Here is a 23,523-nt window from a genome sequence, read left to right as displayed (position 1 = left end):
ATTTAAAGGTTGAAAATCGAGAATTGATAATTACATTTGCACTCGCAAGATTCAAAATCAAAAGACATTAAAATCAGATGCTTACAATTATTTTATACTTTTTTATTGCTATCGTTGTAATACAGCTTTCTTATTATTTGGGTGTATTTAGTAAATTCTCATTTGCTAAAACACAGAATATCACTACAAAGAGAATTCCTATTTCAGTTATTGTCTGCGCAAAAAACGAAGCCGAGAATGCAATTAAATACATTCCGTTATTAATAGAACAAGATTATCCTGATTTCGAAATTGTCTTAATAGACGATGCCTCAAGTGATGAAACTTTAGATATTTTTGAAAATTTCGAAAGCCAATATCCCGATCTTATCCGCTTAGTTAAAGTAAAAAACAACGAAGCCTTTTGGGGAAATAAAAAATATGCCTTGACATTAGGAATAAAAGCAGCCAAAAAGGAATATTTATTATTTACTGATGCCGATTGTTATCCTACTTCTAAAAATTGGATTTCTGCAATGAGCTCTCAATTTACAATGAACAAAACAATAGTTTTAGGATATAGCGCTTATGATAAAATAGAGAAATCATTTTTAAACAAAATCATTCGTTTTGAAAATTTACTTACTTCAATCCAATACTTTTCATGGGCAAAAGTAGGATTCCCTTATATGGGAGTTGGTCGAAATTTAGCCTATAAAAAAGAAGAATTCTTTAATGTAAATGGTTTTATCAGTCACATTCAAGTTCGATCAGGAGATGATGATTTATTTATAAACCAAGCTGCCAATGGTAATAACACAACTATTGCTTATTCTCCTGAGAGCTTCACCTATTCAAAACCAAAAGAAAAATATAAAGATTGGTTTATTAAAAAAAGAAAGCATGTAGCAACTGCTGCTTATTACAAAGTTTTTGACAAAATACAATTAGGTATTTTTCATTGCTCTCAATTGCTATTCTTCCTATTGGCTATTATTTTATTGTCTTTCCAGTTTCAATGGATCATTGTTTTAAGCTTGTTCCTAGTGAGATACATCGCTGTATGGATAGTTATAGGGTTTTCTGCTGGAAAGTTAAAAGAGAATGATTTGAAAATTTGGTTTCCTATTGTAGAAATTGTCCTTATATTCACTCAAATTAATATCTTTATAACTAATCTTTTTTCAAAACCGGTACATTGGAAATAAATTCTAAAATAGAGAAAGCAAAAAATGGAGATCAAATCGCCTTCACTTTTTTGTTGGACCATTATTGGAACGAAGTATATAGCTTCATGCTTAAACGCACCGAAAACGAAACCATTGCCGAGGACATCACTATCGAAACTTTCTCTAAAGCTTTTGATAAAATAAAAACTTATAATCCCGAATTTCAATTCAATACTTGGCTCATTGCAATTGCAAAAAATGTCCACATTGATCTATTGCGTAAAAAGAAAGCTAATCTTTTTATAGAAATTACTGATCAAGAAAACCAACAAGCTTACAATATAGCCGACACAACTCCGTCTGTAGAGGATGAATTGATTACTGAACAAAATTTATCCCGACTATTACATTGCATCAAAGAATTAAAACCACATTATCAGGAAGTAATTCAACTACGCTATTTTCAAGAAATGAGTTACCAAGAAATTGCACTCAAAATCAACGAGCCTCTAAGCAATGTAAAAATAAAATTACTTCGTGCTAAAAAATTATTAGCAGAAGTGATTAAAAACAAAAGATAATTTACTATCTTTAATCAAAGGATGAAAAATCTACACATTTACCCTTAAATAAATAAAAATTCCACACAACAAAGCTCTTATTATTAACGTTAATTAGGTAAACTATTTTTGCTTATGATTTAAACTGCTACTTAACCTTTAAAACCATGAATTATGTCAACATCAAGCATCTACGAAAACAAATGGATTGACCTTGTATTCGAAAACAGAAACAAAGAGTATGGCGCGTATCAGTTACGACATGAGAGTTCTAGAAACTCTATCAAAGCTCTTTTCATGGGATTATTACTAATCACGGCGATTGTATCTATTACAATGTTAATTAGCAAGCTGAATCACTCTAATGTCGCGCCAAGTCAACCCGATACTCCGGCGGTAGAAATCAAATTAACCGACATCCCGTATGTGGTGACAGAAAAATCAGTAGCAATGCCTGAAGTAAAATCACAACAACCTACAGAAACGGTTATTGAAAAAAGCCAACTTGTTAACCCTACAATTGTAGAAGCAAGTCAAGCTACTCCAGAAATTGCTAAAAACACAGAGAATGCTGTGGTAGTAACTCCAACTGAAGGAAGTACTGGAACAGCAACTAATGTTTTAACAACTGGCGGAAGTGGAAGCGGAACGGAAATTGTAAAAACGCCTGGTAATGGCAACGAACTTGTAACAACAGGTGCCCTAGACAAGCTACCAGAATTTCCGGGAGGAATAAATAAATTCTACACCTATGTAGGAAATAATTTTAATCGCCCAGAATTAGACAGCGAAAGAACAGTTCGTATTTATGTATCTTTTGTAATCGAAAGAGATGGAAGCATGACCGATATTCTAGTGAAAAATGATCCAGGATATGGATTAGGGAAAGAAGCTATTAGAGTTTTAAAATCTTTAAGAACTAAGTGGACTCCAGGAATGATTAATTCAAAACCTGTTCGTACCGCATATAATCTGCCAATCACAATAAAAGCAGAATAAATAATCAAAAGCAGAATTTAGGTTCTGCTTTTTTTTTATGTTTTTTTGTTTTCAAAAAAATTGATTCTTACTCAATAATCCAGAGCAAGACTTTTATAAAAAAATGTATCTTTACTGGGTAAAATCGCATTTTGAATCATCAAAACAAATAATAAATTATGGGAATATTTTCAGCAATACTTGGTAATGCAGGATCAGTAAGTCAAGAGGATTTAGTTAAAAATTACGGATTGCTTTTAACTGACAGCGAAGAAATCGAAATGGGTTTCAAACTTATTCGTGATACTTTTATCTTTACGACTAAACGCTTAATTCTGGTTGACAAACAAGGCTTAACTGGTAGCAAAACCGAATACAAATCAATTTCATACAAAAGCATCACACGCTTTAGTGTTGAAACAGCAGGGACTTTTGACCTTGATGCTGAATTAAAAATCTGGGTTTCTAGCGAACTAAACCCAAGCATTGTGAAACAATTTAACAAATCAGTTAATGTTTATGAGGTTCAGAAAATATTAGCACATCACGTTTTAAAATAAATTTTTAGTAAAAATACATCAAAGATTAAAAACAGGCAAAGCGGTTGTAAATAAAGACTTTACAGCCGTTTTATGATTTTTTGGCAATGAGGTAAAAAGCAGTAAAAAGCGAGGTTTGGCAAAAGTAAGGCTACTAAAACGTTACTTTTGAAAACACAAACAACACCTTTAAAATACTGTATTTCAGTATTATGCATAGTTTTCCATATTGTTCCGTAGCTCACATAAGTTTAATTTTATCATTAAAAATTGTGAGTATGGAAACGACAAAAAAATCAACGTTTAAGGTATTGTTCTACCTTAAAAAGAATGCCCCGAAGAAAAACGGAAAGGTTACGTTTATGTGCAGGATTACCGTAAACGGCAAACAGTCTGCATTCAGTACCAAGTTGGATATTTCCGCAACAAATTGGGATTTGAAGTACGGCAGGGTTTTAGGCAAAAGCCGAGAAGCCCACGAGGTAAACGGCAAGCTTGATAAAATCCGTTTGGGCATTGAGGAATGCTATTCCAAAATCCTAAAGAACGAGGGAGCGGTAAACGGTGCGAAACTTAAAAATGCTTTCCTAGGTATGGAAAGCGGAGAACTGACTTTTTTTTTAAATTTTACGAACAGTTCCTTTCTGACTATGAGAAAAAAGTGAACAGCGGACTTCGGGTAAACGGAACTCGCACCAAATACAAAACACTTTTAAAGCACCTGCGAAATTTTGTACTGACAAAATACGGATATTCTGACTTATCATTCAACGACCTTACATCTTATTTTGTGCAGGACTTTAATTATTACCTGCGTGACGACCAAAGTTTGACACACAACACTATTTGGCTATATATGATTGGATTTACCACGCTTTGCCGATTGGCAATGAGCAGAAAGCATCTTGCCTTTAATCCGTTCAGCGAGTACAAGAATACCAAAAAGGATAAAGACCGTGGTTATCTGTTACGGAACGAGTTGGAACAGCTTGTAATGTTCAACTGTGAGAAAAAGAAAGACGAAATGATAAAAGACCTATTTGTTTTCAGTTGCTTTACAGGATTGTCCTATTCAGATATAAAAGGATTGAAAAACAGTAATATTCAGGATTTCTTTGGTAGTAACGAGTGGATTATCGTTCGAAGGAAAAAAACCGCTATATCTTCAAACGTGATGCTCTTGGATATTCCGAAAATGATTATCGAGAAGTATGCAGGATTGTCAAAGGACGGCAAGGTATTTCCTATGTCCTCTAACGGTTCCTGTAATGATAGACTAAAGGTAATATCTCAACTGATTGACTGCCTTAAAGAAAAAGAAAGTAACTTTTCATTTAGCACGTCATACCTTTGCCACGCTATTTTTAAGTGAGGGTGTCCCGTTGGAGAGTTTGAGTAAAATGTTAGGGCATAAAAACATTGCCACCACACAGATTTACGCCAAGATACTCAACGAGAAAGTCGGAAAAGATATACAAAAAGGTATCGCATAAATTTAAGGGTATGGAACGCTCTTTTGTGGCAAGCCTGTAACATTATATCACAATTCCTTAAAAACAACATAGCCCACCGCTTAAAGCAGTGGGCTGTTTTTTTAATTGACTGATATGGTTACAGTTTTCGCAGTTAGCTAACGCTGGTAGTTATCTTCCAATACCTTGATAATATCGCTTTCTCGGAAAAGGATTTTCCGTTCGAGTTTGATAAAAGGTAGCAGTCCGTCATCCCTGTACTGTTGCAAAGTCAGTTTGCTGATGTGTAGTATTTCACAAACCTGTTCGCCTGATAGATAGATTTTCCCTTTTAGTAATGGGTGGAAATATTCTCTGATGTACAGGAGTTCATTTTTGATGCCTACCACAGCTTCGAGCAGGGCAAGCATATCTTCGTTAGAATTTCCAACCTGTCTCATTTATTTTGCTTTTTTAGTGGTCACTCTCCCTGCATAAGTAACTCCACTTCGGATAATCTGAAATACGTTTTCTGATTGATTTGCGTTGCTCCAAGAATGCCTTTTGTCCTATACGTCTGCAACGTTCTTTTGCTGATATTGAGCAATTGGCAGGCTTCCTGATGGTCGAGCCATTTCATTGCCTTTTGCAGTGCTTTGTAGGGTGTAGTGATTTCCTTAATCAATACGGAAACTTCCTTTACCTCTCTGTGCAATGCTGTCAAAATCTGAATGTCTAAAACCGTTATTTCCATATCTTCATCATTTAAACCTCGAAAATAGTAGCTATTCACATAGGTCATTGTAATATTGCTTTCAATGGCGGTATTTGGCGTACAGATGCCAAATACTGTATTATAACGCCATTTTTTTAGACCTTTCAAATAATTTCTTGTCTCATGAGAAGCATCACAAAAAGGGAAACATTTATACCTTGCAGTTTTATTTGAAAATTATGTTAGAAAACTTACCTATATACATTTCTTTGACTTTCGGAATTACGACGGTTGTAACATTTTTTTTATTCTGTTGGATTATTAAGACTTCAAAATCTCTAACTACACGGAAAAATTCAATGATAATCATTTTCAATTCGATAATATGGTTAACTATCCAAGCCGTTTTGACATCAAAATAACTATTCTACTATGGGTAGTTACAATGCTTTATTGTCACTTTTCAATATTACAGCGGAGGAAGTCAAGGGCGAACGGAACGGACAGACCGTAAACGGATTAGTATATGTGGCATTGGACGAGAACGGCAACAAAGTAAGTAACCCTTTCAAAGCATCGCTTTTCGGCAAAGATGCAGGCGTAGCGCAACTGCAAAAACACTTCGAGCAGTCCAAAGAGAAGATGAAAGCCAATCCTGCGAAGTCTGTTCTAAAGAACACCGTTGAATTGGCTATACATACCACAAACAGCGAAACGGAATTTAAAAATCAACTTACCTAGCAGGGTATCAATACGGTTGTCCGCAGGAACGAAAGCGGACGGATTTACGGTATTACATTCATCGACCACGAAAACCGAACCGTTTGGAATGGCTCACAATTAGACAAAAAACTGTCGGCAAATGTATTCAACGATTGGTGGAACAACGGAAACAAACCCGAACCAAAGATACAGGAAAGCCCTGTTTCAAAAATGAATTTAATAGACGATTTGCAAACGAAAGACCTTTTTGAGTTTATCTCGCAGGAACATTCGCAAGGCTCTGATTTGGGATTGTTCAGCCTGTTACCCGATGCACAGGGCGTGGATTACAAAGAAGAGCAGTTCGCTAAAAAGATGAAGAAAAAGAAGAAAGGGAGAAGGTTGTAATATATTATTTTAGCACTTCAAAAAATGGGAAATTATATTGCCATATCAAAACCATCAACACCTCACATCTTGTTAGTAAAATTCGTGGACAAAATTAGTCCTATCAATTTTATTTACTTATTTTTGGACAAAACACGTCCTAAATGACGACAATGGAAAAAAGTATTACAACCATAGGCGAACGATTAAGAACTTTAAGAGAGCAAGCATCGCTTTCTTTGCGAGAAGTAGCAAGCCATATCGGCATTGACACTTCATTACTTGGAAAAATTGAACGTAACGAACGACAACCAACAAAAGAGCAAATAAAGCACATTGCAGAGTTTTTTAAAATAGACGAAAAACTATTGATTAAAGAATTACTTAGCGACCAATTTGCATATAGAATAATGGAAGAGGAAGCCGATATTGATACGCTAAAAGTAGCAGAAGATAAAGTTGAATATTTTAAAGGCAACAAGAAAAAATGACATTAACTGAATTAAATAAAATGTGGAGCGAGTTTAATAATATTTCAATAAACAACAGCGATGAAATTGAACAAGATTTTTATTATTGGGAAAAGGGAACTTATCGCTTTGATATTTGGCTTTGGTTTGATGAAAAATCACCGAAAGGACTTATCAAATTTATCTATTAAAAGGACGTAGAATGAATATAGACAAGAATATAAAAGATAATAAGCAAGAGCTTTTGGCTTATTTCAGAGATAGAGCAAGCGAGTTTTTGGTACAAATAAAATCTCAATTTTCGGAAACTGAATTTAGCAAACGCGCAAGTGCCATTAACCGAGCTTTGAATCAGACAAAAGACAATCTGATTACAACTTTATTGCAACAATCTGAAAAAGAAAAATGGACTAACCAAGAAAAATTGGAAGCCATTTTGATGATTACTTATTGCAATATCGTAGTAATGATTGAAAGCCGAAACTCTGTAAGACCTTATGAATATATGGACTTTTCGAGAAGAGTCGGTGAACTTTGGGATCCATTTTGTAAATTGTGTTTTTATTACCCAATCAACAATCTTTCGCTTTTTATACCACCACTTTTTTCGGAAGTTAAAAAGAAAATGACTGATGAAATTACAGACTACATTGGTAACCTAGCCATCACTGATGAAGAAAAGCAAGAACTAAAAAAGTATTACGACAAAGTTTGGAGTTTAGTTAGCTCAGGAGAAATTCAGTTAGAACTTGACCTACATTTTTCTCACAATGAACAAAAATATGTTGTGGATTTTAAAAGTGGATTTGGTTCAAACGAAAAAGGAAATACCAACAGACTTTTGTTGGTTGCAACCATTTACCAAAACCTTGATGACAACTATAAATGTTTGCTTTTTGTAAGAGCAGAAGAAAACAACAGTTATTTCAATACGCTGAAAAATTCAGGAATTTGGGAAGCGTATTGTGGAAGCGAAGCCTACCAAAAAATAAGTGAATATTCAGGTTACAACCTGAAACAATGGACGGAAACAAACATTGATTGGGCAGCGGATTTCAATGCAGAAACAACTCAACATTTGACAGACAATAATCTTTTACAATATTTACTTTGGTAATGATAAGCGAAGCAAGAAAATATCAAGCATTTTACACAAAATCGACACCAATTGTTGATTATATGGTGAGTAAACTATCATTGGAAACAAGCGATAGAATATTTGAACCTTGTGGTGGTGATGGCGTATTTGTGGAAACAATTTTAAGCGAAAACGAATTTGCTCATATTGATATTTGCGAGCTTAATCCAAATTCCATTGAAACGCTAAATGAAAAATTCTCAGATTATCCGAATGTAACTATTCGGGAATGTGATACATTATTAGATGCAGAGTTAGGCTTTAACTCTTGTTTTGGTGGTATTTATGATAAAATCATAGCTAATCCTCCTTATGGAGCTTGGCAAGATTATGAGAAACGGACGGTTCTCAAAAAAATGTATCCAGAATTATACGCCAAAGAAAGTTACGGTTTGTTTCTATATCGCTGTATTGAATTACTGAAAGAGGATGGGATTTTGTCATTTATCATTCCTGACACTTTTCTCAATCTACATATGCACAAAGCTTTACGAAATCACATTTTGACTAAAACCCAAATTGTGGAATTGGCTTTATTTCCTTCTTCATTTTTTCCAGGTGTAAATTTTGGTTATGCCAATCTTTCCATCATTACATTAAGAAAGAAAAGCGACTATAAAGAATGTATGCAAAATAGCTTTTCTGTTATCAATGGTTTTGGTAATGTAGAGCAATTAAACAATATAAATGATAATGCTTTAAAGACATATCAATTTACACAAGCAACTATTTTCAATAATCCCGACCACGCATTTTTGATTGCAGAAAACAGCAACATTTTGAAATTGATTAATCAATCCAAATTCAAAATTGGTGACATTGCCGATTGTGTTACTGGTTTTTATTCAGGCGATGATAAACGTTTTTTACAAGTGATAAGTGTTGATTTGAAAAACGGTAAAAACTACGATTTAGTAAATTCAGAAACCATAAATAAAGATTACAAAGAAAATATTGATATTTTAAAAGGAATTGAAAACAAGCAACATTTTATTCCAATCGTAAAGGGCGGAAATACTAAATATCTAAAGCCAGAAAGTTGGTTTATGAATTGGAGCAAAGAAGCCGTACAACATTACAAAACCGACAAAAAATCAAGATTTCAAAACCCAAAATACTATTTCAGATTTGGGATTGGTGTACCAATGATAAGTTCATCAAGTATTACAGCCTCTTTGATTGAAAACAAATTGTTCGACCAAAGTATTGTGGGAATTTTTCCGAAAGATGAAAGTCTAACTTATTATTTGTTGGCATTTTTCAATTCACCAACTTGTAATAAATTGATTAGAACCATCAATCCATCTGCTAACAATCCTGCAAACTACATCAAAAAAATTCCGATTATCATTCCCGAAAAACCAGTTTTGGAATTGATAACGGCAAAAACGAAACGCATTGTTGATGAAGTAAGAATAACAGAAAATTATGACAAAATAGAAGAGTTGGAGATTTGGGAGATGATTGAAGGGATTTATAAAGTATAAGAAATTAATTTGGCTCACAGTATTTGGAAAAAGTTATCGAAACGTAGGTTAAATAGAAGTAAATAAAATATGGATACAGATGCATTATTAAAACAGCTTCAAGATTGGACAAACCGAGTTCCTTTAGTTGTATTAGGAAGCGGAGCTTCTGTTCCGTTTAAGCTTCCATCTATGTGGACACTTGGAGAACATTTGAAAAATTCAATTGTTTTTACAGACACTAACGACCAAGAACAATTTGAAAAATTCAAAACATCTTTTGATACTAATGGAGATTTAGAAGCCACTCTTTCTGAACTACAATTAAGAGACAATGTTTTAAACGAAATAGTTTGTAAAACATGGGAATTGGTTAATAAATCGGATTTCGAAGCTTATGAGCAATTTTTAGAAACAACAGAAAATTTCCCTTTGGCTAAATTGACAGAACATTTGCTTTCAACCGCTAACAAAAAACTATCGGTTGTAACAACTAATTATGACAGATTAGCAGAATATGCGGCCAGTTTCGCTAAAGCAATAATCTGTACAGGTTATGCACAAAATTATATTGGACATTTCTCAAATGCCATTCATCAAAATTCCTTGTCATCCATAAAAGGTTACAATGGTCAAGTAAATATCTGGAAAGTTCACGGTTCTTTAGATTGGTTTAAAACAATGAATGATGAAAATATACAGCTTCCTTTGCGACATTCAGTTCCTCGCAATAGCAAACCATCTATTGTAACACCTGGTCTAAGTAAATATTTTGAGACACATAATGAGCCGTACCGTACAATTTTTGCTCAAGCCGACAATGAAATAGAAACAGCAAACGGATTTTTATGCATTGGATATGGTTTTAATGATATTCATGTACAACCAAAACTAATCGAACAAATAAAATCCAAACCAATTATTGTTTTAACAAAAGAATTGACCCCTAAAACAAAACAATCAATTCTTACAGGCAATTGTAAACACTATATTTTAATGGAAGAAATAAATGGAACAGATACAAAAGTATAGTCTTCTAGTTTTGGCGAACACATAATTCCTAATGTTAATTATTGGTCATTAGGCGAGTATTTAAAATTAATCATCTCATAAACCTCAACAATGGCAATATTTAAGTTTGAAGAAACAGCATCAATCGGCACCGTGTTTAGTGTAGATACATCTACAATCATCGTTAAAGTTGAAGAACTTGAAAAATTAAGAAAACTTCAAGTTAATCATCTGATTGCAGTAAAAAGCTCAAAGGCAGGGCAGCATTTGATTGGAATTATTAATAGGATCACTAGAAAACTTTCGGACGACAACAATTCAGTAAGTGAAGATTTGGGACTTGGTGGATTTCTACTTACAGAAAATATCATAAGAGTAAATTTAATAGGAACCATGATTGATAAACATGGTGAATTTGAGAACATTTTTAAAAGAACGCTTGATACAGTTCCTGAAATTGAAGCACCTTGTTTCCCTATTGATGGTGAAAACATTACCAAATTTATGCAAACAATTTCTACACAATCGAATTATGAAATCCCTTTATCAATTGGAAAATATTCTATTGATGAAAATGCAGAAGCATTTTTAGATGGAGACAAACTTTTTCAAAGACATGCGGTAATTGTTGGTAGTACAGGTTCAGGTAAATCTTGGTGTGTAGCCAAATTGGTTGAGCAGATTGCAAAACTTCCAATGGCAAATTGTATTCTTTTTGACATTCACGGAGAATATAGCGGTTCAGATTTTAAAGCAGATGGAATACAGCATTTTAGAATTGCAAACCCTTCTGATTTAGGTAAAACAGGTAATCTTGAAAATAATGCCTTGATGCTTCCGTATTGGTTATTAACTTATGAAGAGATGTTGGCAATGTTGCTTGATAGAAGTGATAGTAATGCACCTAATCAAGCTATGGTATTTTCAAGAACCGTTTTTAATGAAAAAATAAACTTTTTAAATTCAATTGGTGATACTACTTTCAAAGATAGCATCACAATAGATAGTCCAATTCCTTATTCATTAGAAGCAGTTATAGCTGAATTGAGAAGGTTAGATAACGAACAAGTTGCAGGCTCAACAGCAGCAGGAAAAGCAGGTGATTTTAAAGGGAAATTATCTAGATTTATTCAACGATTGGAAGCAAAAAGTCAAGACAAACGTTCAGGATTTATGTTTCAAATTTCAGAAGATGAATTGCATATTGATTGGATGGATAAACTTTGTAATGCTTTAATGCAAGGCTCAACTACAAATTCAAAAAATGCAGGCGTAAAAGTTATTGATTTCTCAGAAGTGCCATCTGATGTTTTACCTCTTGTTATCGGTTTAGTAGCAAGAATTGTATTTACAGTTCAACAATGGACTTTAACAGATAAAAGACACCCTATTTGCCTTTTATGTGATGAAGCTCATCTTTATATTCCAGAAAGAACAAATCAAGATGTAGCAGCAGAACTTGGATTGAAAAATTTTGAACGTATAGCAAAAGAAGGACGAAAATACGGGGTTAGTCTTACTGTTATTAGCCAAAGACCTGCCGAAGTAAACAGAACAGTTTTAAGTCAATGCAATAATTTCATTTCATTACGACTTTCAAATGCAGAAGATCAAGCGGTTATAAAAAGGCTACTTCCTGATAATTTAGCTGGTCTTACAGATGTATTACCAATTCTTGACATTGGCGAAGCATTAATTGTAGGCGATGCGTCACTTCTTCCTACAAGAGTAATTATTGACAAACCAACAATAAAACCTCAAAGTGCTACAGTACAGTTTTGGAAAGAATGGAGTAATAAAGATGCGTTACAAGACATCCCAACAGCGGTTGCAGGATTAAGGAAGCAATCAAAATTATGATAATTCCAAAATTTGCAAGTAACTGAAAAACAAAATACATACTAAAGTCTATAAGAGAGCATACTTGTAACCAACTATCAACCGATCGAGAAAAAAAAATATAAATAAAGATAGACTAAATATCAAATTGAGTAAAATTAGTACTAGATGAATGATTTCTTTTCTCTTTTTAGGGGCCGAGAAGATGTATTTGCTATCCGTTGGGAGAAATCGGGAAAATCTGGATATATGCCCGCCTATCAGTATGACCTGTATCATTATCGGACACATAAAATGAATGGCGGGACTTTTGCAAATTATCCACATAAAACATTTTTGCCTTTTAACAATAGTGAAATTCAAAAGCATTTAAACGGTATTCAGCAAATCGGTGTTTACCCATTGTTACAAGATAATACTTCTTGGTTTTTAGTAGCTGATTTTGATAAACAAAACTGGAAAGAAGAAGCCGTAAATTTCCTAAATGCCTGCAAGGAAAAAAATATTCCTGCTTATTTGGAGCGTTCACGTTCGGGAAATGGAGGACACGTATGGGTATTTTTTGATAGACCTTATCCTGCAATCCGAAGTAGAAAAATTTTCATTTCGATTTTGGAACAGTCTGGGGTATTTTCAATGTTTGACAAAAGCTCCAGTTTTGATCGTTTGTTTCCAAATCAAGATTTTCTTTCAGGAAAAGGTTTGGGAAATCTAATTGCTCTGCCATTTTTCAAACCCGCAATGGACAACGGAAATAGCTGTTTTATCAATACTGAAACTTTTGAGCCGATACCTGACCAATGGCAATTTTTGAATGAAATTGAAAGAGTTTCGATTGAAGTGTTGGACAAATTATTTCAGGAAATTTCAACAAAGCAAAATTTACCAACTAACGACGTTGCATCCTACGGAAGTGGAAAATTATCCATCGTACTTCAACAAAATATCCGTATTCAAAGAGATAGATTGAGTTCTCCGTTAATCAATTTTCTGAAAGAAGAATTGAATTTTGCTAATTCAGAGTTTTTTATCAAGAAGAAATCAGGCAAAAATACGTTTGGAACAGAACGGTATTTTAAACTTGTCGAGGAAACAGAAAATGAAATTATCATTCCAAGAGGTTTCATTGGCAAACTTTTGCGATTTTGTAAAGAACAAAACTTGGATTTTGATTTTCAAGACAATCGAAAACAAAAGACAGAAATCTCTTTCGCATTCAATTCAACTTTGAGAGACCATCAAGATAAAGTCATTGAAGCCGTTTCAAAAAAGGATTTCGGTGTTATCGTTGCTCCGCCAGGTTCGGGCAAAACGATTATGGGATTGAAGATTATTGCAGATAAAAAACAATCAGCTTTAATTGTTGTTCATCGCAAACAATTATTGGAACAATGGCAGGAACGGATTCAGGCATTTCTCGGAATTCCTAAACATGAAATCGGTATTATCGGTCAGGGAAAAGCGAAGATAGGAAAGCAAATTACCATTGCAACTATCCAAAGTTTGCCGAAACAAATTGAGCAAATCCAAAATCAATTTGGAACTATCTTGGTGGATGAATGCCATCATATTCCTGCTGAAACATTTCGCAATACCATTGAGAAGTTGGAATCATTCAATTTGTATGGATTGACTGCAACTCCATTCAGAAAATACAATGATGACAAACTGATTTTTGCTTTTCTTGGAGAAATAATTTCGGAAATATCCAGTAATGAAATTGAAAATTTTAAACACGCTCAAATTATTGTCAGAAACACTAATTTAGATGTTCCTTTCAATTCCAAAACAGATAATTTTGAAACACTTTCAAAGATACTGGTTCACGATTCGGAACGAAATAAACTCATTATTAATGATATTGAAAACGAGCTTTCTAAAGGAAAACGAATTGCTATTATCACAGAAAGAAAAGAACATATTGATTCACTGTACCTTTTCCTCAAACAATCTTACGAAGTTATTACGCTAAGTGGAAATAATTCTGAAAGTAACAGAAAATCCAAATGGCAAACCTTACAGCAAGGTAATTTCCAAATACTAATTACCACAGGACAATATTTTGGAGAAGGTTCAGATTTATCCAATATCAGTTCATTGTTTTTGGTATATCCTTTTTCTTTCAAAGGCAAGCTGATTCAATATATAGGTCGTGTACAACGTTCAGAAATCACTCCGACTATTTATGATTATCGGGACATCAAAATTGATTATTTGAATAAACTGTTTTTAAGACGAAACACTTACTATCGTCAAATAATGAAACAAGCCACTTTATTTGATGAACCAACCGAACTTATTCCAGAAAGACAAAGTTTGGTAATCGAAAAGAAAATCAAAATAGCTATAGAAGCTTTGGATTTCAGATATGGAAATGTTGGTTTTGCGTATATTGATAAAGAAAGTAACCAACGTTTTGATTTCGAAATCGAAAACGAAGAAATTCGACCTGAATATGAAGTCTTAAAACCATATTTCATAAAGATTTTGAAATCAAAATCCATTTTTATAACTATTTATGCAGAAATAGAAAACGGTGTGATTTTATCGCAATTAGCCACTTCCTCCGATATTGAAAACATCGATAAAGAAATTGTAGAAAGCGTGAAATTTCAGTTTCTGAATAAGAGTTTCATCGGTCAAATTCCGATATCAAAACAAAACATTCTCACCACAAATGAACTTCCTAAAAATCAAACATTTTATACTGATGCAGAAAGTATTTTGAACGATTTGCTAAAAGGTAAACATTACAAACATTCACAACACATTCAGTTTTTAGCAGACAAGCACGAACGCAATGTAATGAAACTTCGCTTCGTTTTACAACCGTTTTCATTTGTTTTTTTGCTGGAAGGAACACAAAACTACCACATTATTTTAGAAACATTAGATACCGAAGAAGCAACTTATATTTGGCATACAGATAAAGGTAAATCCGTATTGATCGACACAATAAAGCAAATTGACAAAGACCTGAATATTATTCGTGAAAAAGGACGGCAAGCCTACTTAGAAACAAATCCGCAAAATTTTTCAAGAGTTGTCCACGATTATTCGGACTACAATAAAGGGTTCTCCATTTGGAAGGGACAATTGGAAGAACAAATGGTCTAAGAAACAGCTAATCTAAACTAGAGATTGTGTAATAATTTGGAAATGATATTTTATAATATACTATCATATTGTATATTTGTTATGAGCTAACGGAAACACGTTGAAAATAAAAGCAATTAGCACCGTTACCAAATCGTTACCTGACTTTTTTGATTATCTCTATAAAAGCTTAGTATTCAATCGATACAGCTTTTTCCTGAAAACTTTAAAATAAAAAAAAACAGAACCTAAGGTTCTGCTTTTTTTATGCTCAAAAAATAAATCTAATTATTTCTTAGTAGTTTTCTTAACTGTTTTCTTTGCAGTTGTTTTCTTTGCTGCTACTGGTACAGTATTCACTATTTTTTGTTGTACATAGGGCTTGTACAATCCGTCTTTTTCTGCTCTTTGCTTAGCAGCATCTGCTCTTTGTTTAGGGTCTGGATGTGAACTCATCATTTTATCTAGAAATGATCCTTCTGCTCCTTCACTCATCTTTGCAAGGATTCTAAATGCCGATTCTTCAGCATTAATATTATAACCATTCTTTTTCAAGAAATCATACGAGAATAAATCTGCCTCAGATTCTTGTGTTCTACTATGCTTACTATCAATCATAGCGCTTCCAATTTTTCCCAATTGAGTTTCAGTAAGCGCAGCAATTTTTCCTGACTGTGAAGACACTGCATCAATTAAAGCTTCTTTTTTGTAAAGTGCTTTCATTCCATCTCTTGAATCATGATTAGCTACGTGACCAATTTCATGTCCGATAACCGCAAGTAATTCATTATCGTCCATAATATCCATTAAACCTGAATACACACGAACACTACCATCTGCAGTTGCAAAAGCATTTACTTCCTTTAGCATATAAACTTTATAATTTAAAGTATACCCATTACCAGCAGTATGTTTTCCAAACAATCTATTTAATCGAATTGCGTACCCATCTGTCGCTGGGGCAATCTGATTTTTGGCATCCATTTCAGCAACTGCTGCTTTTGATAAAGCTGCGGCATCAGCATCACTAAAAGTAAATCCTGCATACCCTTTTTGAACAGCTCCTAAAGCTTTTTCTCCTAAATTTATTTGTGCATTAGCTTTTGTAAATCCAAAAGTTGCTAGCAATACAATTAATGCTATTGATTTTCTTTTCATCGTTTTAATGTTAAATTAACCATAACAAATATAATACAACTTTAAAATACTCATCTAATAGGAAACCAATTAATTTTAAAGAAAAGAAATTAATTTGACATATTTAAAATTACTTGTTTACAATTATCACATAAAAACTTTATAAATCTAGATTACCTCATTCATCCTAAAAACAGAATAATCGTGCTTTTTGCAGTCGTTTTATAAATTAAAGCATAAACAAATCTACAAATAAACAACATTCCGTATCTTTGTACTTTGAATATTGAATATGGAAAGCGTTATAGATAATAATTTACCTGTTGGAAAACCAAAATGGTTGAAGGTAAAACTACCGATTGGACAGAAATATACCGAACTACGTGGTTTGGTAGACAAATATAGTTTAAATACGATTTGCACTTCTGGTAGTTGCCCAAATATGGGTGAATGCTGGGGAGAAGGAACTGCTACTTTTATGATTTTAGGTAACGTTTGTACACGTTCTTGTGGTTTTTGTGGTGTAAAAACCGGAAGACCTGAGACTGTAGATTGGGACGAACCAGAAAAAGTAGCACGCTCTATTAAAATCATGAATATCAAACATGCTGTAATTACAAGTGTAGATAGAGATGATTTAAAAGATGGTGGTTCGATTATTTGGATTGAAACTGTTAAGGCAATACGCCGTATGAATCCGAATACGACTCTAGAGACATTAATCCCTGATTTTCAAGGAATAGAAAGAAACATTGACCGAATTGTAGAAGCTAACCCTGAAGTTGTTTCTCATAACGTAGAAACTGTTCGTCGATTAACTCGTGAAGTACGCATACAAGCCAAATACGACCGTAGCCTAGAAGTATTACGCTACTTAAAAGAAAAAGGAATCAACAGAACCAAGTCGGGAATTATGCTTGGTCTTGGAGAAACCGAAGAAGAAGTATTTCAGACCATGACTGATTTGCGTAATGCAAATGTAGATGTGGTAACAATTGGACAATATTTACAACCAAGTAAAAAACATTTACCTGTAAAAGAATTTATCACTCCAGATCAATTTGCTATATATGAGAAATTTGGACTAGAATTAGGATTTCGCCATGTAGAAAGTGGCCCATTAGTTCGTTCTTCTTATAAGGCACAAAAACACATTCTTTAGTTTCTAAATGTTGAATATTTCCTTTTTAAATGAATAAAAAAATACGAATTGCTATTAACGGTTTCGGAAGAATTGGTCGAAACTTATTTCGATTACTTTTAAACCATCCTGAAATTGAAGTTGTCGCCATAAACGACATTGCAGACACCAAAACTATGGCACACCTAATTAAATACGACAGTATTCATGGTGTATTGCCCTATGTTGTGAGCAGTGACGAAAATGGAATAATCGTTGATGGAAGGCATTTTTTATTTTTCCACGAAAAGGACATCTCAAACTTAAACTGGAAGGACTGTGATATAGATTATGTTATAGAATCTACAGGGAAATATAAAACGCATGATGAAATAAATGCGCACATTATAGCTGGAGCAAAAAAAGTTATTCTATCTGCCCCTTCTGAAGTAGACACTATCAAAACTGTGGTTTTGGGTGTAAACGAAGAAATATTAGATGGAACAGAAACTATAATATCAAATGCGAGTTGTACAACAAACAATGCAGCTCCAATGATAAAAATAATCGATGATCTTTGTGGTATCGAGCAGGCCTACATTACTACGATACACTCATACACAACAGATCAAAGTCTGCACGATCAACCCCATAAAGATCTACGCAGAGCTAGAGGTGCGAGCCAATCAATTGTTCCTACAACAACGGGCGCAGCAAAAGCATTAACAAAAATATTCCCTAAATTGCAAAATAAAATTGGCGGTTGTGGTATTCGAGTTCCTGTTCCAGATGGTTCATTAACCGATATTACTTTCAATGTAAATCGTGCCGTTTCTATCGAAGAAATTAACGACGCATTTAAGAATGCCGCTAAAACTAGTTTAAAAGGAATTTTAGATTATACTGAAGATCCTATTGTATCTGTTGATATTATCGGAAATCAGAATTCCTGTTTATTTGATGCACAACTTACTTCTGTAATCGACAAAATGGTTAAAGTTGTAGGCTGGTACGACAATGAAATTGGTTATTCGTCTAGATTAATCGATTTGATATTGCTGACAAAAGAAAGATAAACTAATTATAGAAAGTATTACAATACATGAAATACCTTTTTATTATAATCAGTCTTTTCAGTTCATTTTTGTATTCTCAGTTAACTGAGAATACAGATAACGTAGTGCATTCTAGCAAACCATCTAATTCTAGTGTCAAGGCCAAAAAACACAATCAAGTACTCGCTTTTACCGAAAAGTCAATCCTTTTTAGTGAATCAAATCATAAAATTGAAAGCCAAGCCAACCAAACTTTTAAGCTAGGTAAAATTTTTTATAACCAGAAAAAATACGACGAGGCTTTAACCAACTTTAACAAAAGTCTAACCCTACTTAAAGACACAACTACTGCTACCAAAGCACTTACCCTTCACTATATTGGTATAACAAATACTGAAAAAGGCAACCACAATCTTGCTGAAAACTATTATAAAAGATCAGAATCTATTTTTAAACAGTTAAAAATTATTGATTCGACTCAAACACTGAATCTTCAAAAAGGAATTGCCTTAAAAGCCAATAAAGAATACGATTTGGCTATCGCAACATTTAAAAAAATAATCGAAGAACCAGATAGCAAGTTGATGCTAAGAACCAAAACTGATGCTTACTATCAGCTTGGACTTATTCAAAAAGAGCTAAAACAAAATAAAGAGGCTATATACTACCTTGACAAGGCACTAGACCTAACTTCTAAAAGCAATGATCTTAACCAAAAAGCAATAATTTTATTAGCGTTAAGTCAGTTTTACAAAACACACCAAGACTACGATAGGGCTTACTCTTATTTAAATGAACACTACCAACTAAAGAACTATATCTATAAATTAAAAAACTCAAAAGTTGACTTTGATGATTTTAAAAAATTCAAAGATAAAGAGCTTATAAAAACTGCAATTAAAAAAGAAAAGAAAGATCTTGAGGACAAAAAGACCTATAAATATTCTAAATTAATAAGCATTCTCGCTATTGCTTTAATTTCAATTTTATCACTTTTAAGCTTGTCGCTTTATAAAAACAATATTATTCGAAATCAAAATAATATTGTTTTAAGAGAAAAAAATAACGAACTAATTATTGCAAAAAACAAAGCTGAAAAAGCATCAAAGGCAAGGTCTGAATTTTTATCAACAGTTAGTCACGAACTACGAACACCCCTTAATGCAATAAACGGGATCACCCATTTATTAATTGAAGACAATCCTAAAAAATCACAAAAAAAATACCTAGAGTCATTAAAATTCTCAGGTAATTATTTAACTACGTTTATCAATGAAATTCTTGAGATAAATAAAATTGACTCTAACAAACTCGAGACAGAAGCAATAAGCTTCAATCTAAAAGAATTACTCATAAACATACAAAGCTCATTAAAAGAATTAGCTACCGCCAATAAAAACTTTTTTAATCTAGACATTGATAATAGCATTCCTGATAATCTAATTGGCGATCCAACTAAATTGTCTCAGATTATAATGAACTTGATTAATAACGCCCTAAAATTTACTGAAAATGGACGCGTGAATGTTATTGTAAAATTACATTCATTAAAAGACGATGAAGCAACTGTTTATTTTGAAATAGTTGATACTGGAATAGGAATACCAGAAGACAAACTACAAACGGTTTTTGAAAGTTTTTCACAAGGCTCAATAGAAGTCAATCGAAAATACGGAGGAACCGGTTTAGGTCTTACAATTGTAAAAAAACTAACCGAAATGCTAGGTGGAGAAATAAATCTTAAAAGTGAAGTTGGCAAAGGCTCTGCATTTACTTTTAAATTGAAATTCCAAATAGATAATGAACCCCTAGCTATTAAAGAAGAAACTAAATTGTATAACGACTACGAACTAAAAGGCAAAAATATTTTGTTGATAGAGGACAACAGAATAAACCAAATGATTACTAGAAAGATGCTTGAAAACAAAAGCATAACTTGTGAGGTAATCGACAATGGTGAAGAAGCGATTGAATTATTAAAAATCAAACGCTTTGATATGATTTTAATGGATGTTCATTTACCGGGAATAAATGGAACTACTGCCACTAAATACATTCGTGAATTTGACAAAATTACTCCAATTATTGCCTTGACAGCTATTTCATTGGATGAGAACAGGGAAATGTTATTGTCTTTCGGAATGAACGACGTAATAACAAAACCCTTTGTTCCTGACGAATTCTACACGATTATCGCAAAATTCTTTTCTTCAAATAGTAATTAATACTCTAAAATCAAGTTTTTTATCAAAGCTCTTACTTTAGGCTCTGCCATTTTTGCTGCCTCAAGAACTTCATCATGTGAGATTGTATCTATACTTTCTTCGTTACCCATATCGGTAATTACCGAAATACCAAAAGTTTCTATGTCCATATGACGAGCAACAATAACTTCAGGCACAGTAGACATTCCTACACAATCTGCCCCAAGAATTTTTACCATTTTATATTCCGCCAAAGTTTCAAAAGTTGGTCCTTGTAAACCAAAATAAATTCCGTCATGAATTTCTATATCCAATCTTGATGCAATTTCTTTGGTTTTAATGATCATTTTTCTAGAATAAGGCTCACTCATATTTACAAATCGAGGTCCAAAACGTTCGTCATTTTTACCACGTAAAGGATGCTCTGGCGCAAAATTGATATGATCCTTGATAATTACAATAGAACCTACTTTGTAAGCTGCATTTACTCCTCCAGAAGCATTAGAAACCATTAATTTACTAACTCCTAAAAACTTCATTACACGAACAGGAAAAGTAACTTCTTCCATTGAGTATCCTTCATAAAAATGAAAACGACCTTGCATCGCAACCACTTTTTTATCTCCAATAGTTCCAAAAACCAAAGCTCCAGTATGTCCTTGAACTGTTGATACTGGAAAATTAGGAATTTCATTATATGGTAAGGTAAAATCTATTTTGATATCATTTGTAAAACCACCTAAACCTGAACCTAAAATCACACCATATTCTGGAGCGAATTGTGTTTTCGACTTTATATAACTAACTGTTTCTTGAACTTTTTCCCACATAATTTAAAATTGTTGTATCAAAATTATTTTGATAATTAATAAACGAGCTTTTTATTGGCAAATAATACAATTGCGGCGCAATATTAGTGTCTTTTAAGCGAACATAATCCTTTTCGGTTGTAATAATTTTATGTTCTTTTGCTTTTTTCGCAATCGTTGTAATATCTGCTTCTGTAAAATGATGATGATCAGGGAATGTAAGACATTCGTCTGCATCTGATTTTAAAAACTTAAAAAATGGAGCTGGCTTTGCAATTCCTGCCAAAAGTAGCTTCTGACTGTTTATAATATCTTCAACGGCTATTTTTTCTGTTTGAGAATAAATACTATCATCATAATCAATGTAAGTAAAATAGAGTTGTTGCGAAGCTTCTAATTTTAATTTTCTGCGAATATTCTCTTGTTCGGATTCTCCAAGATCAGCAGGACATTTAGTAACAATAACTATATTAGCTCGTTTGGCTCCGCTCCTGCTCTCTCGCAAATTACCTGTAGGTAGCATCCAGTCATCTGCATACAAATCACCATACGAAGTTAACAAAATATAAAATCCTGCTTTGACTTTTCGATGTTGAAAGGCATCATCAAGCAAAATAATTTCTGGTTTTTTCGATTGAGAAAGTAATTGCTGAATTCCATTTGTTCGATTCGCATCTACAGCAACCAGAATATTCTTAAACTTTTTAAAAAACTGAAAAGGCTCATCTCCTAAAATAACAGCATTAGAATTGGCATCGGCAAGAACAAACCCCTCTGATTGTCGTTTGTAACCACGACTAAGAGTTGCTACCTGATACTTATCTGATAACAATCGGATTAAATATTCAATTTGAGGTGTTTTCCCTGTTCCACCAACACTAAGATTACCAACTGCAATAATCGGAACATCAAATGATGTAGATTTTAAAACTCCTTTGTCAAAAAGAAAATTCCGAATAGAAGTAATGATTCCGTATAAAACAGCAAAAGGGAAAAGTATTTTTCGAAGTAAATTCATAATTTTATTTATCAGTATAATGCCCCATCGCTGAAACTACAAAAACGGTTACAATAGCATCTTCTACCCGATAAATCATTCTGTCTTTCTGATTAATACGTCTAGACCAATATCCTTCTAGATTATATTTTAATTCTTCTGGCTTACCTTCTCCAGAAAAAGGGGTTTCACTAAGTTCCAATAGTATTTTTTCAATTTTTTTTATAACAGATTTATTTCCAGATTTAAAATGAGCCTTTAAATCTTTACGTGCAAGATCTTCAAGTTCTACAAAATACTTCCCCATATGTCCTCAGGATTTAATCTTGTAGTTTTACCTTTTTTGATATTTGCTTCCGCTTTTTTAATTTTTTTTACAAATTCAGGACTATATACGCTTTCTGATTTTTTTATTTTTTCAGAATCTGTTTCAATAATTTCAATTCCTTCAACACCTTTAAAAAAAGTTTCGGACATAGCTAGAAATGCTTTTCCTGCTTTGGTACGCTCATTAATTTTTATTGTTATTGTAGTCATGACTCTTAATTTTGAAATACAAATATACGAAAATCACACCATTCTTATTTGAACAATTCAATCTAACAGCAATTAGCTTTAAAACTATTCCTTCTAACAAATGTAGATTTCTTAAAGTATTTTTTTTATTCCAAAGTTGATTTGTTTATTCGTTAATTTGTTGT

Annotated in this window: 23 protein-coding genes and 1 pseudogene; 17 read left to right on the top strand and 7 right to left on the bottom strand. The window is 33.1% G+C overall.

All coding sequences use genetic code 11. The annotated features are described in order from the left end of the window. The first annotated feature begins 77 nt into the window (after positions 1-77). From QWY99_RS03335 to QWY99_RS03315, 5 genes and pseudogenes are all read left to right on the top strand, one after another. On the top strand, positions 78-1,187 hold the full coding sequence (locus tag QWY99_RS03335) for a glycosyltransferase (protein ID WP_290261351.1): 1,110 nt from the start codon (positions 78-80) through the stop codon (positions 1,185-1,187). After that, positions 1,178-1,729 carry an RNA polymerase sigma factor gene (locus QWY99_RS03330; RefSeq protein ID WP_129539666.1) on the top strand — a complete coding sequence of 184 codons (552 nt, stop codon included), beginning with the start codon at positions 1,178-1,180 and terminating at the stop codon, positions 1,727-1,729. Before QWY99_RS03335 ends, QWY99_RS03330 begins: the two co-directional genes overlap by 10 nt. Positions 1,730-1,882: 153 nt before the next feature. Further along, positions 1,883-2,707, top strand: a complete 825-nt coding sequence (locus QWY99_RS03325) for an energy transducer TonB (RefSeq protein ID WP_290261347.1) — start codon at positions 1,883-1,885, stop codon at positions 2,705-2,707. A 158-nt stretch (positions 2,708-2,865) separates the two neighbouring features. Continuing rightward, positions 2,866-3,246, top strand: coding sequence for a PH domain-containing protein (locus QWY99_RS03320; RefSeq protein WP_290261344.1), 381 nt, complete (start codon positions 2,866-2,868; stop codon positions 3,244-3,246). A 257-nt stretch (positions 3,247-3,503) separates the two neighbouring features. Then, a pseudogene (locus QWY99_RS03315) lies at positions 3,504-4,758 on the top strand (site-specific integrase). A gap of 97 nt (positions 4,759-4,855) precedes the next feature. Here the strand turns inward: QWY99_RS03315 and QWY99_RS03310 are convergent. Both QWY99_RS03310 and QWY99_RS03305 read right to left on the bottom strand, forming a co-directional pair. Next, complete coding sequence (locus tag QWY99_RS03310) at positions 4,856-5,137, bottom strand: helix-turn-helix domain-containing protein (RefSeq protein WP_290261341.1); 282 nt, start codon at positions 5,135-5,137, stop codon at positions 4,856-4,858. 20 nt (positions 5,138-5,157) lie between these two features. After that, positions 5,158-5,478, bottom strand: coding sequence for a helix-turn-helix domain-containing protein (locus QWY99_RS03305; protein WP_290265323.1), 321 nt, complete (start codon positions 5,476-5,478; stop codon positions 5,158-5,160). A 345-nt stretch (positions 5,479-5,823) separates the two neighbouring features. Between QWY99_RS03305 and QWY99_RS03300 the strand changes: the two genes are divergently transcribed. The 9 genes from QWY99_RS03300 (at position 5,824) to QWY99_RS03260 (ending at position 15,521) form a co-directional block, all read left to right on the top strand. After that, a complete protein-coding gene (locus QWY99_RS03300) occupies positions 5,824-6,132 on the top strand; it encodes a hypothetical protein (RefSeq protein WP_290261339.1) in 309 nt (102 codons plus the stop codon). Positions 6,133-6,324: 192 nt separating this feature from the next. Next, positions 6,325-6,501 carry a hypothetical protein gene (locus QWY99_RS03295; protein WP_290261336.1) on the top strand — a complete coding sequence of 59 codons (177 nt, stop codon included), beginning with the start codon at positions 6,325-6,327 and terminating at the stop codon, positions 6,499-6,501. A gap of 152 nt (positions 6,502-6,653) precedes the next feature. Continuing rightward, positions 6,654-6,971 (top strand): helix-turn-helix domain-containing protein, encoded by a 318-nt coding sequence (locus QWY99_RS03290; RefSeq protein ID WP_290261335.1) that lies wholly within the window; start codon positions 6,654-6,656, stop codon positions 6,969-6,971. Beyond that, the gene (locus QWY99_RS03285; protein ID WP_290261333.1) at positions 6,968-7,141 is read left to right on the top strand and encodes a hypothetical protein; all 174 of its coding nucleotides are present in this window, start codon (positions 6,968-6,970) and stop codon (positions 7,139-7,141) included. Before QWY99_RS03290 ends, QWY99_RS03285 begins: the two co-directional genes overlap by 4 nt. An 11-nt stretch (positions 7,142-7,152) precedes the next feature. Beyond that, positions 7,153-8,067, top strand: a complete 915-nt coding sequence (locus tag QWY99_RS03280; RefSeq protein ID WP_290261331.1) for a hypothetical protein — start codon at positions 7,153-7,155, stop codon at positions 8,065-8,067. Continuing rightward, entirely contained in the window at positions 8,067-9,575 is a 1,509-nt protein-coding gene (locus QWY99_RS03275; protein WP_290261329.1) for an Eco57I restriction-modification methylase domain-containing protein, read from the top strand. The genes QWY99_RS03280 and QWY99_RS03275 overlap by 1 nt, the downstream gene beginning before the upstream one ends. Positions 9,576-9,644: 69 nt before the next feature. Beyond that, the gene (locus QWY99_RS03270; protein ID WP_290261327.1) at positions 9,645-10,586 is read left to right on the top strand and encodes an SIR2 family protein; all 942 of its coding nucleotides are present in this window, start codon (positions 9,645-9,647) and stop codon (positions 10,584-10,586) included. A gap of 90 nt (positions 10,587-10,676) precedes the next feature. Next, on the top strand, positions 10,677-12,425 hold the full coding sequence (locus QWY99_RS03265; protein WP_290261325.1) for an ATP-binding protein: 1,749 nt from the start codon (positions 10,677-10,679) through the stop codon (positions 12,423-12,425). 147 nt (positions 12,426-12,572) lie between these two features. Then, positions 12,573-15,521: a DEAD/DEAH box helicase gene (locus QWY99_RS03260; protein WP_290261323.1), complete on the top strand. Its 2,949-nt coding sequence runs from the start codon at positions 12,573-12,575 to the stop codon at positions 15,519-15,521. Between the two features lie 267 nt (positions 15,522-15,788). Here the strand turns inward: QWY99_RS03260 and QWY99_RS03255 are convergent, their stop codons facing one another. Beyond that, on the bottom strand, positions 15,789-16,658 hold the full coding sequence (locus QWY99_RS03255; RefSeq protein WP_290261321.1) for a M48 family metalloprotease: 870 nt from the start codon (positions 16,656-16,658) through the stop codon (positions 15,789-15,791). Positions 16,659-16,929: 271 nt separating this feature from the next. On the opposite strand from QWY99_RS03255, the gene lipA reads away from it, so the two are divergent. Genes lipA through QWY99_RS03240 form a run of 3 tightly spaced genes read left to right on the top strand, consistent with a single transcriptional unit; the run spans position 16,930 to position 21,037 of the window. Further along, a complete protein-coding gene (gene lipA / locus QWY99_RS03250) occupies positions 16,930-17,799 on the top strand; it encodes a lipoyl synthase (RefSeq protein WP_290261319.1) in 870 nt (289 codons plus the stop codon). Between the two features lie 29 nt (positions 17,800-17,828). Continuing rightward, positions 17,829-18,833, top strand: coding sequence for a type I glyceraldehyde-3-phosphate dehydrogenase (gap, locus tag QWY99_RS03245; RefSeq protein ID WP_290261317.1), 1,005 nt, complete (start codon positions 17,829-17,831; stop codon positions 18,831-18,833). A 26-nt stretch (positions 18,834-18,859) separates the two neighbouring features. Continuing rightward, positions 18,860-21,037, top strand: coding sequence for a tetratricopeptide repeat-containing hybrid sensor histidine kinase/response regulator (locus QWY99_RS03240; protein WP_290261315.1), 2,178 nt, complete (start codon positions 18,860-18,862; stop codon positions 21,035-21,037). Here the strand turns inward: QWY99_RS03240 and QWY99_RS03235 are convergent. Genes QWY99_RS03235 through QWY99_RS03220 form a run of 4 tightly spaced genes read right to left on the bottom strand, consistent with a single transcriptional unit; the run spans position 21,034 to position 23,359 of the window. Then, positions 21,034-21,846, bottom strand: a complete 813-nt coding sequence (locus QWY99_RS03235) for a purine-nucleoside phosphorylase (RefSeq protein ID WP_290261313.1) — start codon at positions 21,844-21,846, stop codon at positions 21,034-21,036. The genes QWY99_RS03240 and QWY99_RS03235 overlap by 4 nt on opposite strands. Beyond that, complete coding sequence (lpxK, locus tag QWY99_RS03230) at positions 21,818-22,843, bottom strand: tetraacyldisaccharide 4'-kinase (RefSeq protein WP_290261310.1); 1,026 nt, start codon at positions 22,841-22,843, stop codon at positions 21,818-21,820. Before lpxK ends, QWY99_RS03235 begins: the two co-directional genes overlap by 29 nt. Positions 22,844-22,847: 4 nt before the next feature. Further along, complete coding sequence (locus QWY99_RS03225; RefSeq protein ID WP_290261308.1) at positions 22,848-23,129, bottom strand: Txe/YoeB family addiction module toxin; 282 nt, start codon at positions 23,127-23,129, stop codon at positions 22,848-22,850. Continuing rightward, positions 23,111-23,359: a DUF2683 family protein gene (locus QWY99_RS03220; RefSeq protein ID WP_290261306.1), complete on the bottom strand. Its 249-nt coding sequence runs from the start codon at positions 23,357-23,359 to the stop codon at positions 23,111-23,113. The genes QWY99_RS03225 and QWY99_RS03220 overlap by 19 nt, the downstream gene beginning before the upstream one ends. Positions 23,360-23,523: the final 164 nt, after the last annotated feature.

This window comes from Flavobacterium branchiarum (genome assembly GCF_030409845.1).
Classification (GTDB): Bacteria; Bacteroidota; Bacteroidia; order Flavobacteriales; family Flavobacteriaceae; genus Flavobacterium; species Flavobacterium branchiarum.
The sequence above is the reverse complement of the archived record's forward strand: the minus strand, read 5'-3'. Positions and strand labels throughout refer to the sequence as shown.